Source organism: Stenotrophomonas sp. AB1(2024) (assembly GCF_037482345.1).
Classification (GTDB): Bacteria; Pseudomonadota; Gammaproteobacteria; order Xanthomonadales; family Xanthomonadaceae; genus Stenotrophomonas.
Map to the genome: position 1 here is coordinate 129,263 of NZ_JBBHKO020000001.1, position 16,648 is coordinate 145,910.

Genomic DNA, 16,648 nt, shown 5'->3' on the forward strand with positions numbered 1-16,648 from the left:
GTCATGAACGTCTGATGGGTGGCTTCGGTTCGTCTAAACGCCGGAAGGATGCCCGCGACCGGTTGCCCATCGGTTTCGGATGTTTGCGCCGCGCTGCGCGCGGTGTCCGGCCAACGTTATGCCCGCCGTCCTGGCGGGCACCCTTCGGGCCATCGCTGCGCGATGTTGAGAACGGCTCCTGCCGTTCTCTTATGCCCGCCGTCCCTGGCGGGCACCCTTCGGGCCATCGCTGCGCGATGTTGAGAACGGCTCCTGCCGTTCTCTTCGGGGCTACGAATTGTTATGGGCCCATTGGGATCTGGATCAATCAACCATGGGCGCCGGACACATTCGGTAGCGCCGGCCGTTGGCCGGCCCACGCATCGAATGACCCCACGCGCGGCGCGGGCTACGAATTGGCACGGCCCATCGGGATCTGGATCATTCGACCCGGCTGCCGGTATCGGAACGGTTCTTGCATCGCCCGGGGTAATCCCTGCGGTGCCCTGCTCCCGATGTCCGAAAACGAACAAGCCGGCGAAAAGACCGAACAGCCGACCGAAAAGCGCCTGCGCGACGCCCGCGAGCAGGGCAACATCCCGCGCTCTCGCGAGCTGGCCACCGCCGCCGTGTTCGGTGCTGCAGTGCTGGCACTGATGGCGTTTTCCGGTGGCATGGCCAACAGCGCCAAGGACTGGATGAAGCTGGCCCTCACCCCGGAACCGGGCCTGCGCTTCGAACCGTTGGGGTTGTTCAACCACTTCGGCCACCTGTTCCTGCAGCTGATGCTGGCGCTCTGGCCGCTGCTGCTGGTCTGCCTGCTGGCCAGTTTCCTGGCGCCGGTGGTCATGGGCGGGCTGCGCTGGTCGAACAAATCGCTGATGCCGCAGTTCAGCCGGCTCAGCCCTCTGGCCGGCATGAAGCGCCTGTACGGCGCCGAGGCCATCGCCGAGTTCACCAAGTCCCTGCTGCGCATCGTCTTCGTCGGCACCGCCGCCGGGCTGGTGGTGTGGCACGGCATCCGCCCGCTGCGCGACCTGATCCACCAGCCATTGGAAGCGGCCATGGTCAATGGCCTCGGCTTCACCCTGAAGCTCATGCTGGCCACCGGCGGCGCCATGATGCTGCTGGCCGCCATCGATGCCCCGTACCAGCGCTGGAACTGGATGCGCAAACTGAAGATGACCCGTGAGGAACTGCGCCGGGAAATGAAGGAAAGCGAGGGCAGCCCCGAAGTGAAGGGCCGCATCCGCCAGCTGCAGCAGCAGATGTCCAACCGCCGGATGATGGAAGCGGTACCCACCGCCGACGTGGTGGTGGTCAACCCCACCCATTACGCGGTGGCCCTCAAGTACGACGGCGGCAGGATGGGCGCCCCCACCGTGGTGGCCCTGGGCGTGGACGAAACCGCCCTGCGCATCCGCCAGGTAGCCGACGGCAACAAGGTCGCCATCGTCTCGGCCCCGCCTTTGGCACGCGCCTTGTATCGGGAAGGTCAACTTGGAAAGGAAATTCCCGTGAGACTGTATTCGGCCGTTGCCCAGGTGCTGTCCTACGTCTACCAGCTGCGTACCTGGCGGGGTGGGCCGATGCCGGCCACGCCCAGCATCGACGTGGATGAGTTCGGCAAGGGAGGCCGCCCATGAGCGCCCAGCCCGCCGGCATGAACACCCGCCGTGCCCTGGACATGATCCGCCAGGGCCTGGGCGCCCCGCTGATCGTGCTGGCCCTGCTGGCCATGGTGGTGGTGCCGCTGGCCGCCCCGGTGCTGGACGCGCTGTTCACCTTCAACATCGCCATCTCGCTGATGGTGCTGCTGGCGGTCGTCTACGTGAAGCGCCCGCTGGACTTCACCATCTTCCCGATCGTGCTGCTGATCACCACCATGCTGCGGCTGGCGCTGAACGTGGCCTCCACCCGCGTGATCCTGCTCAATGGCCAGAACGGCCACGAAGCAGCCGGCAAGGTGATCGCTGCCTTCGGCGAATTCGTCATCGGCGGCAATTACGCGGTGGGCATCGTGGTCTTCGCGATCCTGACCATCATCAACTTCGTGGTGATCACCAAGGGTGCCGGCCGCGTGTCCGAAGTGACCGCGCGCTTCATCCTGGACGCCATGCCCGGCAAGCAGATGGCGATCGATGCCGACCTCAACGCCGGTTTGCTGACGCGCGAGGAAGCCAAGCTGCGCCGCGAAGAAGTCCGCGAGGAAGCCGACTTCTACGGTGCGATGGACGGTGCCAGCAAATTCATCCGCGGCGATGCCATCGCCGGCATCCTCATCCTGTTCATCAACATGATCGGCGGCCTGGCGGTGGGCGTGCTCCAGCACGGCATGCCGTTCGGCGAAGCGGCAGCGACCTATACGCTGCTGTCGATCGGTGACGGCCTGGTGGCGCAGCTGCCGGCGCTGCTGGTCTCGTCGGCGGTGGCCATGCTGGTCACCCGCGCCTCGCGCTCGCAGGACATGGCCCAGGCCATGATGGGCCAGGTGTTCGGCCAGCACCGCGCACTGACCATCGCCGCGGCGATCCTGGGCCTGGTCGGCCTGGTGCCGGGCATGCCCAACGTCGCCTTCTTGACGCTGGCTGCCATCCTCGGCTTCATCGCCTGGAAAATCTGGAAGAAGAGCGTGGCCGCCGAACGCGCTGCTGCCGCGCCGGCCGCCGGCCCGACCAATGCGCTCGGCCTGTCCGGTGCCACGCCCTCGCCCACCGCCGAACTGACCTGGGACGAACTGCGCCCGGTCGATCCGCTGGGTCTGGAAGTGGGCTACCGCTTGATTCCACTGGTGGACAAGAACCAGGGCGGCGAACTGATGGCGCGGATCAAGGGCGTGCGCCGCAAGCTCACCCACGACATCGGCTTCCTGATTCCCTCGGTACACATCCGCGACAACCTGGAACTGGGTGCCAGCGCCTACCGCCTGCTGATCCACGGCGTGCCGGTGGCCACCGCCGAGATCCACCCCGACCGCGAACTGGCGCTGGACCCGGGCAGCGCGCTCGGTGCGCTGGAAGGCATCGCCGGCAAGGACCCCGCGTTCGGCCTGGATGCCACCTGGATCCAGCCACACCAGCGCGCCCACGCCGAATCGATGGGCTACACCGTGGTCGACCCGGCCACCGTGGTCGCCACCCACCTGTCGCACCTGATCCGCGAACACGCGCCGGAGCTGCTTGGGCACGAAGAAGTGCAGCAGCTGCTGGCCAACCTGGCCAAGAGCGCGCCCAAGCTGGTCGAAGACCTCACCCCCAAGGCGCTGCCGCTGTCGGTGGTGGTTCGCGTGCTGCAGAACCTGCTGATCGAACGCATCCCGGTACGCCAGCTGCGCAAGATCGCCGAATCGCTGGTCGAGAACGCGCCGATGAGCCAGGACCCGGGCGTGCTCACCGCCGCCGTGCGCAACGCGCTGGGACGTTTCATCGTGCAGGAGATCGCCGGCATGTCGGCGGAGCTGCCGGTATTCACCCTCAACCCGCAACTGGAACGCGTCTTGCAGGAGTCCACACAGGGCAACGGCGCCGCGCTGGAACCCGGACTCGCCGAGCGACTGCACCAGAGCCTGGCCGAATGTGTCGGCAAGCAGGAAGCGAAGAACGAGCCCGCGGTGGTGTTGGTGCCCGGCCCGGTACGTGCCGCGCTGGCACGGCTGGTACGCCACAGCGTTCCGTCGCTGTCCGTGCTGGCCTACAGCGAGGTACCCGAGGACAAACGCTTGAAGCTGGTCGGCACGATCAGCTGAGCCGGAACTCCGACAGCAACGCGTCAGAAAACAGACACCCCCATTTCGCCATCACCGCAGCAGGACAAGAAGGGAACCCCGGACCGTGCAGACCACCGACAACCAGCGCTTCCCTTCCACCGCCCAGCCGCCCCAGTCCCGGTACCACAGCATGAAAATCAAACGCTTCGTCGCTCCCGATATGCGCTCGGCCATGAACCTGGTGCGCAAGGAACACGGTCCGGATGCCGTGATCCTGTCCAATCGCCGGATCGAGGAAGGCGTGGAAATCGTGGCCGCCGCCAACTATGACGAAGGCGCGGTGCAGCGTGCGCTGGAAGCGGCGCGCAAGGACGTGGCCCCGCCGCCGCCGGCCCCGCGCCCGCGCAACGCCGCCGATGCGGTGATCGCCGCGGTCACCCGCCGCAAGGCGCCGGCCACCGCGCCGGAACCGGTGGCCGCTACCACCTCGGCGGTGGCCGCACTTGCCCGCGCCGCGGTCGGCGCGACGGGTCGCACCCTGGACAGCGCCAACGAAATCGTGCCGCCGCCGGGCAGCGCCGGCTTTGCCGCCACCCTGGCGCGTGCCAACGTGCCGCCGGCACATGCCCTGCCGGAACATGTCTTCGCGCCGTTCAACGTCGAGCAGGCGGCCGCCGCCGAACGTGCCGCCGCTGCACCGGCCAACCGCGCCCGCTTCATCATCGACCCGCCGCTGGACGAGGCACCGCTGTTGGAGATGCATGCCCCGGCCTGCCGCACCAGCGTGCCGCCGCAGCTGCCGCAGATGCCAGCCCAGCAGATGCAGCGCGCACCGACGGAAGCACCGGTGGCGCCGCTGTGGGACACCGTGCCGGTCGTGCCGTCGCTGCAGGCCGCCAACGAACCGTCGCCTCCGGCTGAGCTGATTGCCGCCGTGGCACCGGTCGCCGTCGCACCGGTGACCCTGGTCCGCGACGATGAAGAGCTGCGCCAGCTGCGCCATGAAGTGGCCGGCATGCGCACCGTCATCGAGCGCGAAATGAACCGCTTCACCGACGAGCGCCTGCGCGGCTCGGCGGTGCGCGCCGCCGCGCTGGACCTGATGGACGAATACGGCTTCGACGCCGGCATCTGCCGCGATGTCGCCCTGCAGATCCCGCTGGACACCGAAGCCCACCGTGGCCGCGGGCTGATGCTGGGCCTGCTGTCCAGGAAGCTGCCGATCGCCCCGATCGACCCGCTCGAAGCAGGCGGTGTGATCGCCCTGGTCGGCCCCACCGGTGCCGGCAAGACCACCACCATCGCCAAGCTGGCCTCCCGCTTCGCCGAGGCCCACGCCGCCCGCGACGTAGCCCTGGTCACCACCGACACCGGCCGCATCGGCGCCCGCGAACAGCTGTACGGCTTCGGCCGCCAACTTGGCATTGCCGTGCACGAAGCCAGCAGCGGCAGCGACCTGACCCAGCTGCTGGAGCGCCTGAAGGACTACAAGCTGGTGCTGATCGACACCGCCGGGCTGGGCCCGCGCGATCGCGCCCTGGCCGCCCAGCTGCAGTGGCTGCGCGCCGCGCCGCAGATCCGCACCCTGCTGGTGCTGCCGGCCAACACCAGCTTCGGCGACATGGACGAAGTGGTCCGCCGCTTCAGCGCCGCCAACCCGCAGGGCGTGGTGCTGAGCAAACTGGACGAGACCGGCCGCTTCGGCACCGCCCTGTCGGTGGCCGTCGGCCACCACCTGCCGATCACCTGGGTCACCGATGGCCAGGATGTTCCCGAAGACCTGCACCGGGCCAGTGCAGCCAATCTTGTACTTCGCCTTGAAGATTTGCGCCGCGCGGCCGATATGCCCTGCAACCCGGAGTTGAACCATGCCGTCGCGTGAGTACGAAAACCTGACCAGGACCTTCCCGTTGTCGGCCACCCGCCCCCAGCCACTGGGCCCGGTCCGCACCATCGCCGTCACCGGCGGCAAGGGCGGTGTGGGCAAGACCAACGTGTCGGCCAACCTGGCCGTGGCGCTGGCCGACATGGGCAAGCGCACGCTGCTGCTGGACGCCGACCTGGGCCTGGCCAACATCGATGTGATCCTGGGCCTGCAGCCCAAGCTGACCCTGGCCGACCTGGTCGCCGGGCGCTGCGCGCTGGATGAAGTGATCCTGGAAGGCCCCGGCGGCGTGCTGGTGGTACCGGCCGCGTCCGGCCGCCGCCACATGGCCGAACTGCAGCCGGCCGAACACGTAGGCCTGGTCAACGTGTTCTCCGAACTGGAGCGCGAGCTGGACTTCATGGTGGTCGACACCGCCGCCGGCATCACCGACGGCGTGCTGACCTTCTGCCAGGCCGCCCAGGACACCGTGGTGGTGGTCTGCGACGAGCCGGCCTCGATCACCGACGCCTACGCCCTGATCAAGGTGCTCTCGCGCGAACGCGGCGTGGACCGCATCCAGGTGGTGGCCAACATGGTGCGCGACCCGAATGAAGGCCGCGTGCTGTACGAAAAGCTGAGCCGGGTCTGCGACAAGTTCCTGGCCGACGTGTCCCTGAACTACCTGGGCTGCGTACCGCAGGACGACTGGCTGCGCCTGTCGGTGCAGCGCCAGCAGCCGGTGGTGAAGGCCTACCCGTCCAGCCCGGCCGCGCAGGCGATCGCCGAGATCGCCCGCCGCACCGCGCGCTGGCAGGCCCCGACCGAGCCCCGCGGCGGCGTTGAATTCTTCCTGGAACGCATCCTCAAGCAACGCGGGGTGACCGCATGAAAGGCGCCGCACAATACAAAGAGGTGCAGCGCGCCGCTGCCAACGAGTGCATTGCCCAGCACTCGGACCTGGTCCGGCGCATCGCCCACCACCTGGCCGCGCGCCTGCCGGCCAGCGTTGAAGTGGACGACCTGATCCAGGCCGGCATGATGGGCCTGATCGAAGCCTCGCGCAGCTACGATGCCGACCAGGGCGCCTCGTTTGAAACCTATGCCTCCATCCGCATCCGCGGCTCGATGATCGACGAGATCCGCCGGGGCGACTGGGTGCCGCGCTCGGTGCACCGCCGTGCCCGCGACGCTGCCTCCACCATCCGGCGGCTGGAGCAGAGCACCGGCCGCGCGGCCAGCGCCAGCGAAGTGGCCGCCGCGATGGACATGCCGCTGCCCGACTACCTGCGCCTGATGGAAGACGCCGCACGCGGGCAGGTGCTGAGCCTGGAATCGCGGATCGAAGACCAGGGCGAACTGGATACCGTTGCCCAGGGTGGCCCGACCCCGCAGCAGGTGCTGGAGCGCGGTGAGTTCGGCCGCGAACTGGGCAACGCGATCGGCCTGCTGCCCGAGCGCGAACAGCTGGTGCTGTCGCTGTACTACGAGCAGGAACTGAACCTGAAAGAGATCGGCGCGGTGCTCGGCGTCAGCGAATCGCGCGTGTGCCAGATCCATGGCCAGGCAGTGCTGCGCCTGCGTGGCCGACTGAAGATCTTCGAGGCGGCCGACGCCGGCCTCGAGAACACTTGATAGCGAGGAAAGTGCTTTGAACAAGAACATGCGTATCCTGATCGTCGACGACTTCTCGACCATGCGTCGTATCGTCAAGAACCTGCTGGGCGATCTGGGCTTCACCAATACGGCCGAAGCCGAGGACGGGCATGCTGCGCTGGCCCTGCTGCAGAGCCAGCCGTTCGATTTCGTGGTGACCGACTGGAACATGCCGGTCATGACCGGCATCGACCTGCTCAAGGCGATCCGCGCCGATGCCAAGCTCAAGACCCTGCCGGTGCTGATGGTCACCGCCGAAGCCAAGCGCGAGCAGATCATCGAAGCTGCCCAATCCGGCGTGAACGGCTACATCATCAAGCCGTTCACCGCCCAGACCCTGGAAGAGAAGCTCGGCAAGATCTTCGAGCGCCTGGCGGCCAGCGCCTGATGGAAACCCTTGGCGACAAATCGGCGCTGGTGCAGCGCCTGCAGGATGCCCTGGCCGCGCTGGAAAGCGGCGATGAAGCCGGCTGGCGCCGGGAAATCGACGCGCTGGCCGCGCTGCGCACCCAGCCGATGATGGCCGGCCTGAACCGCCTGGCCCGCGAGCTGGGCCAGGCACTGGGCGAACTGCCCACCGTGCCCAGCGAGGCCGGCGAGCTGGACGATGCCTGCGCGCGCCTGGACCACGTGGTGGCGATGACCGAACAGGCCACCCATCGCACCCTGGACCTGGCCGAAGAATGCCGCGCGCTCACCGAGCAGCTGCGGGCCAACGGACTGAGCCCGGACCAGGACCAGCAACTGGACCGCATCCGCCACAACCTGACCGAGATCGCGCTCACCCAGAGCTACCAGGACCTCACCGGCCAGATCATCCGCCGCGTGGTGGGCATCGTGCGCCGCGTGCATGAAGGCTTCGGCGCACTCGGCCTGCCGCCGCCGGAAGAAAGCGCGCACAAGCGCGACAACGGCCTGGCCGGGCCCGCGGTGAGCGGCCTGGACCGCCATCAGGTGTCGCAGGTGGACGCCGACGATCTGCTTTCCGATTTGGGACTTTGAAACCATGAGTGCTGTTCCAGACGACATTGCCGCAGATTTCATCCTCGAGGCCCAGGAAATCCTGGATCGCCTCGGCGAACAGCTGGTGTCGCTGGAGCAGTCGCCCCAGGACAGCGACCAGCTCAACGCGGTGTTCCGTGGCTTCCACACGCTCAAGGGCGGTGCCGGCTTCCTGGGCATCCAAGCCATGGTCGAGCTGTGCCACGCCGCCGAAGAAACCCTCGGCATGGCCCGCTCGGGCCAGGCCGTGCTGCAGGCCCACCACTTCGACGCCGCCCAGCAATCGCTGGATTACCTGCAGTCGATGCTGGATTCGGTGGCTGCCGGCACCGAGCCGGGTTATGCCCCGCCGGAGCTGATCGCGCAGTTCGACGTCAACGGTCCGGCCACGCCCGCCCCGGCGGCCTCCGCTGCGGCGCCGGCCAGTGGCGAGCTGATCACCGACGATGAGTTCGAAGCGCTGCTCGATTCACTGCACGGCGGCGCCGCGCCGACTGCCGTGACGCCCACGAAAAAACACGACGATGGCCTGATCGGCGAAGACGAATTCGAAGCGCTGCTCGACCAGCTGCATGGCGGCGCCGCCCCCGGTGCGCAGGCCCCGAGCGCACCGGCACCCACCCCGGCCGCCGCACCACACCCGGCGGCCGCCCCCGCCCCGGCCAAGCCCGCCGCGAACAAGCCGGTGGCAGAAGCCGAACACACCGTGCGCGTGGATACCAAGCGCCTGGATGCCATCGTCAACCTGATCGGCGAACTGGTGCTGTCGCGCAACCGGCTCAAGACCCTGCGCGCACGCCTGCACGACGAAGAACTGGACCGCGCCGTCTCCACCCTCGACATCGCCACCGCCCGCCTGCAATCGGCGGTGATGCGCACCCGCATGCAGCCGGTTGGCAAAGTGTTCTCGCGTTTCCCCAAGGTCGCCCGCGACGTCGCCCGCAACCTGAAGAAGGAAGTGGAGCTGGAACTGATCGGCGCCGAAACCGAGCTGGACCGCAACCTGGTCGAAGCGCTGGCCGACCCGCTGGTGCACCTGGTGCGCAACGCGATCGACCACGGCATCGAGATGCCCGAGCTGCGCGAAGCGCAGGGCAAGTCCCGCAGCGGCAACGTACGCCTGTCCGCGCAGCAGGAAGGCGACTACGTCAGCATCGAAGTACAGGACGACGGTGCCGGCATCGACCCCGAACGCCTGCGCGCCAAGGCCCGCGAGAAGGGCCTGATCGACCCCGAAGCCGCCGCCCGCCTGACCAGCGAGGAATGCCTGCACCTGGTGTTCCTGCCGGGCTTCTCCACCAAGCAGGAAGTCACCGACATCTCCGGCCGTGGCGTCGGCATGGATGTGGTGCAGTCGCGCATCCGCGAGCTCAGCGGCCAGATCCAGATCCAGTCCGAACTGGGCCGTGGCAGCCGCTTCATGATCCGCGTGCCGCTCACCCTGGCGATCCTGCCGACCCTGCTGGTACAGGCCGGAGAGGACGTCTACGCGCTGCCGCTGGCGCGCGTGATGGAAGTGCTGCACGCACCGAACACCTCGCTGGGCTGGTTCGACGGCCGCGCCGTGCTCGACCGCAAGTCGCATACCCTGCCGCTGGTGGACCTGCGCCATTGGCTGGCGGTGGACCCGGCGCTCTCGCCGCTGCTTACCATCGTGGTGCTGCAGGCCGGCGAAGCCCGCTTCGGCCTGGTGGTGGACCAGGTGCGCGGCCGCGAGGAAGTGGTGATCAAGCCGCTGCCGAAGGCGCTGCGCGGCCTGCGCGGCTATGCCGGCGCCACCCTGATCGGCGACGGCCGCATGTCGCTGATCCTCGACGTGGACGGCCTGCGCACCCAGCACGATTGATTTCAGGAGAACGGTAGAGCCACGCCCTGCGTGGCTGAACCGCCGATAGCCCCCACATTCAAGTCCCCCACCCGCAAGCCGATACCGGACAAATGGACAGACTCAGCCTCATTGGACTTTTCCTCGCCCTGGCCTCGCTGGTCGGCGGCAGCATCCTCAAGGGTGCCGGGCTGGCCTCGCTCTGGTCGCCGGCCGCCTTCCTGATCGTCATCGTCGGCACCATCGCCGCGATCCTGCTGCACACCTCGCCTGCAGTCTTCAAGCATGCCTTCAAGATCGTCAGCTGGGTCGTGCGCCCACCCAGCAGCGACCGCGCCGAGCTGATCCGCCAGATCGTGGAATGGAGCAACATCGCCCGCCGCCAGGGCCTGCTCGGCCTGGAAGCCCAGGTCGACGCCCAGGACGACCCGTTCCTGCGCAAGGGCCTGCAGCTGCTGGTGGACGGCGTGGAGCCCGAAACCATCAGGCACATGATGGAAATCGAACTGGGCAGCCAGGAAAGCAAGGACCTGGCTGCCTCCAAGGTATTTGAAGGCATGGGCATCTACGCGCCCACGCTGGGCATCATCGGCGCGGTGCTGGGCCTGATCGCGGTGATGAAGAACCTGGCCGACCCGAGCAAGCTCGGCCACGGCATTGCCGCCGCGTTCACCGCCACCATCTACGGCATCGCCTCGGCCAACCTGCTGTTCCTGCCGGTGTCGGCCAAGCTCAAGAGCGTGATCCACCACAACAGCCGCGACCGCGAAATGATCATCGAAGGCCTGATCTCGATCGCCCAGGGCGAGAACCCGCGCAACATCGAAACCAACCTGTCCGGGTTCCTGCACTGACATGGCCCGCCGCAAAGCCCACGAAGAGCATGCCAACCATGAGGCCTGGGCGATTCCCTACGCCGACCTCATGACGCTGCTGCTGGCCTTCTTCGTGGTGATGTACGCCATTTCCTCGCTCAATGAAGGCAAGTACCGGGTCATGGCCGATGCGCTGACCACCGCCTTCGGTGGCGCCCCGCGCACCATCAACCCGGTGCAGGTCGGCAACCAGCAGGTGCAGGGCGGCGGCTGGGACAGCCCGTCGGTGATCAAGGCCGGTAACCGGGTTGGCCCGTCCGCGCCCTCGCCCAGCAACGACCCCACCCTGCTCCCGGCGATGGCCTCGCAGATGCGCTTGCCGGTGTCGGTGCACAACCAGGAGCAGTTGCAGCGTGCCGAGCGCCAGCTCACCGCCATTGCCGACCGCCTCACCGCCACGCTGGCGCCGCTGATCGACCGCGGCATGATCACCGTGCGCCGCACCGAGCTGTGGATCGAAGTGGAGATCAACAGCGACATCCTGTTCACCACCGGCTCGGCCACGCTCGACCTGCAGGCCAAGAGCACCCTCGCCTCGCTGGCCCAGGTGCTGCACGACGCACCCAATGGCGTGCGCGTGGAAGGCCATACCGACGATGTGCCGATCGCCACCGCGTTGTTCCCGTCCAACTGGGAATTGTCGGCCGCGCGTGCAGCCAGCGTGGTGCACCTGTTCGCCGACCAGGGCGTGCAACCGGCGCGGCTGGCGATGGTCGGCTACGGCCAGTTCCGCCCGCGCGAAGACAACACCAGCGCGCAGGGCCGCAACCGCAACCGCCGCGTGATGGTGATCATCCTGGCCGACACCGCGCAGGGCATGGACCCGCTGGGCCCGCAGCTCACCGCCGAAACCGGCGCCGCGCCGGCGTCGGCCGCCCCCTCCCCCGTTTCCCCCCTCGCCCCGGTGCAGTTGCCACCGGTGCCGGCCGGCAGCCGCGTTGGCGCCGCCGTTCCCCCTGCAATGAAGGAGTAAGCCGATGCGTATCTGGGCAATCGCCAACCAGAAGGGCGGCGTGGGCAAGACCACCACCTCCCTCGCGCTGGGCCGCGGCCTGGCTGCCCTGGGCCACCGCGTGCTGCTGATCGATCTGGATCCGCATTCTTCGCTGACCCGCGCCTTCGGCGTGCCGCTGGATCCGCCGCCCGCAGGCGTGCTGGAACTGTTCGCCACCCCACCGGCCGAACTGGGCAGCCTCGCCCGCCACAGCGAGGTGCCCGGCCTGGACTACATCTGCGCGCAGGCCGCGCTGGCCACGCTGGAGCGACGCAGCGCCAACCAGCCCGGCCTCGGCCTGGCCCTGCAGCACGCCATGGCCCGCCACCAGGACCAGCACGATTACATCCTGCTCGACTGCGCTCCGACCCTGGGCCTGCTGATGATCAATGCGCTGGCCGCGGCCGATCGCCTGATCATTCCCACCCAGGCCGAACCGCTGGCCCTGCACGGTCTGGATGGCATGGTGCGCACCGGCGAGATGGTCGAACGGTCGCGCCGCCGTCCGTTGCCGATGTCGATCCTGCCGACCCTGTTCGACCGCCGCACTCGTGCCGGCAACGAAACCGTCAAGCAGATGCAGGACCGCCACGGCCACCGCGTGTGGGAAGACGCGATCCCGGTCGACACCCGCATCTGCAACGCGGCCAGCCTGACCGTGCCGGCGACCTCGGACGATTATCCCGGCCGTGGTCTGGCCGCATACCGCCGTGCGCTCGACTGGATCCTGGCCGATGACGCGCTGCAGATGGACCGCGCGGCATGAACAGCATTGGCGTACTCGACGACTATCTTGAGGAACTGCTCGGCGATGCGGTGCCCGTAGCCACCGTCGTCATCGCAGACACAGAAGAAGCCACGGGCGTGGCCGAAGCGATCCGCGCGGAGTTCGCCGCTGGCGACACTGTCGCTGTCGCGGATGTGCCTGCCACAGCACCGGCCTTCGATACACCAACGTCGCCCGGTTCGCCTGCCGCCCTGGCGCTGCTGGAGGAGCTGCTCAATGATCCTGCGCTCGGCCCCGTGGCAGCACCGGTCGCAACTGCGCCGACACCACCGACACCACTGACGGCACCGCCTTCTCCGCGCTCGGCGCCGCCAGCCCCCGCACCCGCACCCGCGCTGTCGGGCCGGCCCAGCAGCTGGCAGGAACTGCAGGCCCAGGCCCGCAACCCCGCCTCCAGCCCGCGTGGCGACCGCCGCGCCAGCGAGCGCACCTCGCGCTGGCTGCGCCTGCGCTGTGGCGCACAGGCCTATGCGCTGGAACTGCTCAAGGTGCAGGAAGTAGTGCTGCCGGTGCCGTTGCTGCCGCTGCGCGGCACCCCCTCGGCCATGTTGGGCATCATGAACCTGCGTGGCCAGGTGGTGCCGGTGATGGACCTGGGCATCCACCTGGGCACCGGCCCGGCGCGCGACGATGCCAACACCCGCATCGTGGTGCTGGAGGAAGACGGCGAAACCATGGGCCTGCGTGTGTCGGCCGTGGAAGACGTGGCCAACCTCACCGATTCGCAGATTGAGCCGCCTGATACCGCGCGCATCTGCCAGATCTCCAACGACCTGTTCCGCGGCGTGGCGCGGGTGACCGCGCAGCCGATGATCCTGCTGGATGCCACACAGCTGCTCAACTGACAGCCCTGCACACCCCGGACGGTAGAGCCACGCCCTGCGTCGCTGCACGCTGTCCGGGCCCTGCACAGCCACGCAGGGCGTGGCTCTACCGTCTGGAGGGTACCGTTGGCGAACAATGCTAAAGGTTTCGCGAAATGCGCCGTTATAGACATCGGAACCGTTTGTCCGGAGCAACGATGAGCACTGTGGCCTTGGGTGATGATCTCGGTATCGAGACCAGCACCGAGCTCAAAACACGCCTGGCCCCCTTGGTGGACCAGGGCGGCGACCTGACGCTGGATGCCAGCCAGGTGGGCCGTATCCATACCGCGTCGGTGCAGGTCCTGTGCGCGTTCGTCGAGGCCCGCCGCCAGGCCGGTCACCCGACCGCGTTCGACGGCTGCACGGCCACCTTCCACGATGCCGCGCGCCTGCTCGGTGTCACCCAGGCCCTGGGCCTGGACGCAACCCATGACAACCTGAAATCTGTGGAGAACGCGGCATGAGCGCACGTATCTTGGTGGTGGACGATTCGGCGTCGATGCGCCAGATGGTCTCTTTCGCCCTCACCTCGGCCGGTTTCTCCGTCGAGGAAGCCGAAGACGGCGCCGTCGCACTGGGCCGGGCCAAGGGCCAACGCTTCAATGCGGTGGTGACGGACGTGAACATGCCGAACATGGACGGCATCTCGCTGATCCGCGAACTGCGCCAGCTGCCGGACTACAAGTTCACCCCGATGCTGATGCTGACCACCGAATCGGCCGCCGACAAGAAGTCCGAAGGCAAGGCCGCCGGCGCCACCGGCTGGCTGGTCAAGCCGTTCAACCCGGAACAGCTGGTCGCGACCGTCCAGAAAGTCCTGGGCTGATCCCCACCCGCCTTCCTCCCCCTTTGGTAACCGGACCCGAACTGCCATGAGCATGGACCTGCAACGCTTCCACGCCACCTTCTTCGAGGAAAGCCGCGAGGGCCTGGACGCGATGGAAGCCGGGCTGCTGGCGCTGGAATCGGGCCAGCAGGATCCGGAAATCATCAACTCGGTGTTCCGTGCCGCGCACTCCATCAAGGGCGGCGCCGGCACCTTCGGCTTCGATGCCATCGCCGCGTTGACTCACGTGCTGGAAACGCTGTTGGACGAACTGCGCGCCGGCAAGCGTGCACTCGAAGCGGCTGCCGTTGATGCCATGCTGTCCTCGGTGGACGTGCTGCGCGCCCTGCTGCGCGAAGCCGAACACGGCCAGCCGGCCGATCCGCAGGCGGTTGCTGCGGTCAAGACGCGCCTGGAAGCGGTGCTGTCCGGCCAGGCACCCACCGCGGCCGCGCCGGCCGCCACCAGGACCGATGACACCCCTGAAGCGTGGCAGATCGGTTTCGTGCCGGCACCGTCGCTGTTCATGAGCGGCAACGATCCGCTGCGCATCATCCGCGAACTGGAACACCTGGGCTCGCTGCAGGTTGCCGCGCGGCTGGACCGCCTGCCCGGCTTCGACCAGCTCGACCCGCTTGAAGCCCACCTTGCCTGGGACCTGGGCCTGGTCGGTAAAGTGCCACGCAGCAAGATCGAAGACACGTTTGCCTGGGTCGTGGATGACTGCGAACTGGACATCCGTCCGGCCGCGCCGCCCAGCCTGGCTACCAGCGCCCCGGCTACCGCCGCGCCTGCTGCACCCGTGGCCGCCCCGGCTACCGCACCCACCGCCGCCGCCGCGCCTGCGACCACCACGAGCGAGGCTGAAACCTCCATCCGCGTCGCTGTGGAAAAGGTCGACGCACTGATCAACCTGGTCGGCGAACTGGTCATCACCCAGGCCATGCTCAAGCAGGTCTCGCACGCGTTGGACCCGGTGCATGCCGAACAGCTGTTCGCCGGCCTGGACCTGCTCGAACGCAACACCCGCGACCTGCAGGAAGCGGTGATCGGCGTGCGCATGCTGCCGGTGGATGCGGTGTTCCGCCGCTTCCCGCGCCTGGTGCGCGACCTCTCCTCGCGCCTGGGCAAGCACGTGCGCCTGCGCACCATCGGCGAAGGCACCGAGCTGGACAAGGGCCTGATCGAAAAGATCGCCGATCCGCTGGTCCACCTGGTGCGCAATTCGATCGATCACGGGCTGGAAATGCCCGACGTCCGCCGCGACGCCGGCAAGGACGAAACCGGCACCATCACCCTGGCCGCATCGCACCAGGGTGGTCATATCGTGATTGAAGTCAGCGACGACGGTCGTGGCCTGAACCGCGACAAGATCCTGGCCAAGGCACTGGAACGCGGCCTGAGCGTTCCGGACAACCCCACGGACGCGCAGGTCTGGGACCTGATCTTCCAGCCCGGTTTCTCCACCGCCGATGCCGTCACGGATCTGTCCGGTCGTGGCGTGGGCATGGACGTGGTCCGCCGCAACATCCAGGCGCTGGGTGGCGAAGTGCAACTGGAAAGCAAGGCCGGCAATGGCACCCGCGTGCTGATCCGCTTGCCGCTGACCCTGGCCATCCTGGACGGCATGACCGTTTCGGTCGCTGGCGAAACCGTGATCCTGCCGCTGGCCTATGTGCTGGAAGCGCTGCAGCCCAAGGCCGAAGACGTGCGTTCGATGGCCGGCGAAGGCCGCGTGCTGCGCGTGCGGGGCGAGTACCTGCCGATCCTGTCGCTGAGCGAATACTACGGCTTTGGCCGCCGCACCCATGATGATTCGCTGGTGGTGGTGGTGGAAGGCGATGGGCAGAAGATCGCGCTGGAAGTGGACGAGCTGGTGGGGCAGCAGCAGGTGGTGGTGAAGAACATCGAGAACAACTACCGGCGTATTGGTGGGGTGTCCGGTGCGACCATCCTGGGTGATGGGCGTGTTGCATTGATCGTGGACATTGGTGGGCTGGTGCGTTCGCTGCGGGTACCGCAGGCGGCCTGAGCGACGCGCGCGTACACTGGAAAACGCCCCCGCCCAAACGCGGGGGCGTTTTTTATTTACGGTAGCCCCGGCCGTTGGCCGGATGCGCTTCTCCAGGGTCATGAATGCCTGACGGGCGGCTTCGGTGGGTGTAAACGCCGGATGGGTCGTCCCGACCGTTGGGTATCGCGGTTTCGGATGCTTGTGCCGCGCAGCGCGCGGTGTGATGCAGGGTCGCGTCCGGCCAACGGCCGGGG

General features: G+C 67.9%; 14 protein-coding genes and 1 pseudogene. All 15 read left to right on the forward strand.

The window, feature by feature from the left end; translation table 11 throughout:
* The first annotated feature begins 494 nt into the window (after positions 1–494).
* The 15 genes and pseudogenes from flhB to WIX41_RS00635 all read left to right on the forward strand — a co-directional run bounded on the left by flhB (position 495) and on the right by WIX41_RS00635 (position 16,412).
* Positions 495–1,625, forward strand: coding sequence for a flagellar biosynthesis protein FlhB (flhB, locus tag WIX41_RS00565; RefSeq protein WP_339445254.1), 1,131 nt, complete (start codon positions 495–497; stop codon positions 1,623–1,625).
* Positions 1,622–3,724, forward strand: coding sequence for a flagellar biosynthesis protein FlhA (flhA, locus tag WIX41_RS00570; protein WP_339445255.1), 2,103 nt, complete (start codon positions 1,622–1,624; stop codon positions 3,722–3,724). The genes flhB and flhA overlap by 4 nt, the downstream gene beginning before the upstream one ends.
* A gap of 151 nt (positions 3,725–3,875) precedes the next feature.
* Positions 3,876–5,567: an AAA family ATPase gene (locus WIX41_RS00575; RefSeq protein ID WP_339445256.1), complete on the forward strand. Its 1,692-nt coding sequence runs from the start codon at positions 3,876–3,878 to the stop codon at positions 5,565–5,567.
* On the forward strand, positions 5,554–6,441 hold the full coding sequence (locus WIX41_RS00580; protein WP_339445257.1) for a MinD/ParA family ATP-binding protein: 888 nt from the start codon (positions 5,554–5,556) through the stop codon (positions 6,439–6,441). The genes WIX41_RS00575 and WIX41_RS00580 overlap by 14 nt, the downstream gene beginning before the upstream one ends.
* A complete protein-coding gene (locus WIX41_RS00585; RefSeq protein WP_339445258.1) occupies positions 6,438–7,184 on the forward strand; it encodes an RNA polymerase sigma factor FliA in 747 nt (248 codons plus the stop codon). Before WIX41_RS00580 ends, WIX41_RS00585 begins: the two co-directional genes overlap by 4 nt.
* A 16-nt stretch (positions 7,185–7,200) precedes the next feature.
* A complete protein-coding gene (cheY, locus tag WIX41_RS00590; protein WP_017357461.1) occupies positions 7,201–7,593 on the forward strand; it encodes a chemotaxis response regulator CheY in 393 nt (130 codons plus the stop codon).
* Complete coding sequence (locus WIX41_RS00595) at positions 7,593–8,207, forward strand: protein phosphatase CheZ (RefSeq protein WP_339445259.1); 615 nt, start codon at positions 7,593–7,595, stop codon at positions 8,205–8,207. Before cheY ends, WIX41_RS00595 begins: the two co-directional genes overlap by 1 nt.
* Before the next feature lie 4 nt (positions 8,208–8,211).
* Complete coding sequence (locus WIX41_RS00600; RefSeq protein ID WP_339445260.1) at positions 8,212–10,053, forward strand: chemotaxis protein CheA; 1,842 nt, start codon at positions 8,212–8,214, stop codon at positions 10,051–10,053.
* 92 nt (positions 10,054–10,145) lie between these two features.
* Positions 10,146–10,886 carry a flagellar motor protein gene (locus tag WIX41_RS00605; protein WP_339445261.1) on the forward strand — a complete coding sequence of 247 codons (741 nt, stop codon included), beginning with the start codon at positions 10,146–10,148 and terminating at the stop codon, positions 10,884–10,886.
* 1 nt (position 10,887) lies between these two features.
* Complete coding sequence (gene motD / locus WIX41_RS00610; protein WP_339445262.1) at positions 10,888–11,880, forward strand: flagellar motor protein MotD; 993 nt, start codon at positions 10,888–10,890, stop codon at positions 11,878–11,880.
* A 4-nt stretch (positions 11,881–11,884) separates the two neighbouring features.
* Positions 11,885–12,667 carry a ParA family protein gene (locus WIX41_RS00615; RefSeq protein WP_339445263.1) on the forward strand — a complete coding sequence of 261 codons (783 nt, stop codon included), beginning with the start codon at positions 11,885–11,887 and terminating at the stop codon, positions 12,665–12,667.
* Between the two features lie 101 nt (positions 12,668–12,768).
* Positions 12,769–13,533: pseudogene (locus WIX41_RS00620) on the forward strand (chemotaxis protein CheW); the annotation flags it as partial.
* Between the two features lie 176 nt (positions 13,534–13,709).
* Positions 13,710–14,018 (forward strand): STAS domain-containing protein, encoded by a 309-nt coding sequence (locus WIX41_RS00625; RefSeq protein ID WP_339445265.1) that lies wholly within the window; start codon positions 13,710–13,712, stop codon positions 14,016–14,018.
* Complete coding sequence (locus WIX41_RS00630; protein ID WP_038688521.1) at positions 14,015–14,380, forward strand: response regulator; 366 nt, start codon at positions 14,015–14,017, stop codon at positions 14,378–14,380. The genes WIX41_RS00625 and WIX41_RS00630 overlap by 4 nt, the downstream gene beginning before the upstream one ends.
* 46 nt (positions 14,381–14,426) lie before the next feature.
* Positions 14,427–16,412, forward strand: coding sequence for a chemotaxis protein CheA (locus WIX41_RS00635; RefSeq protein ID WP_339445266.1), 1,986 nt, complete (start codon positions 14,427–14,429; stop codon positions 16,410–16,412).
* Positions 16,413–16,648 lie beyond the last annotated feature (236 nt).

Coding starts and splice junctions, on each gene's coding strand:
- flhB (WP_339445254.1), top strand. CDS start 495: ATGTCCGAAAACGAACAAGCCGGCGAAAAGACCGAACAGCCGACCGAA.
- flhA (WP_339445255.1), top strand. CDS start 1,622: ATGAGCGCCCAGCCCGCCGGCATGAACACCCGCCGTGCCCTGGACATG.
- WIX41_RS00575 (WP_339445256.1), top strand. CDS start 3,876: ATGAAAATCAAACGCTTCGTCGCTCCCGATATGCGCTCGGCCATGAAC.
- WIX41_RS00580 (WP_339445257.1), top strand. CDS start 5,554: ATGCCGTCGCGTGAGTACGAAAACCTGACCAGGACCTTCCCGTTGTCG.
- WIX41_RS00585 (WP_339445258.1), top strand. CDS start 6,438: ATGAAAGGCGCCGCACAATACAAAGAGGTGCAGCGCGCCGCTGCCAAC.
- WIX41_RS00595 (WP_339445259.1), top strand. CDS start 7,593: ATGGAAACCCTTGGCGACAAATCGGCGCTGGTGCAGCGCCTGCAGGAT.
- WIX41_RS00600 (WP_339445260.1), top strand. CDS start 8,212: ATGAGTGCTGTTCCAGACGACATTGCCGCAGATTTCATCCTCGAGGCC.
- WIX41_RS00605 (WP_339445261.1), top strand. CDS start 10,146: ATGGACAGACTCAGCCTCATTGGACTTTTCCTCGCCCTGGCCTCGCTG.
- motD (WP_339445262.1), top strand. CDS start 10,888: ATGGCCCGCCGCAAAGCCCACGAAGAGCATGCCAACCATGAGGCCTGG.
- WIX41_RS00615 (WP_339445263.1), top strand. CDS start 11,885: ATGCGTATCTGGGCAATCGCCAACCAGAAGGGCGGCGTGGGCAAGACC.
- WIX41_RS00625 (WP_339445265.1), top strand. CDS start 13,710: ATGAGCACTGTGGCCTTGGGTGATGATCTCGGTATCGAGACCAGCACC.
- WIX41_RS00630 (WP_038688521.1), top strand. CDS start 14,015: ATGAGCGCACGTATCTTGGTGGTGGACGATTCGGCGTCGATGCGCCAG.
- WIX41_RS00635 (WP_339445266.1), top strand. CDS start 14,427: ATGAGCATGGACCTGCAACGCTTCCACGCCACCTTCTTCGAGGAAAGC.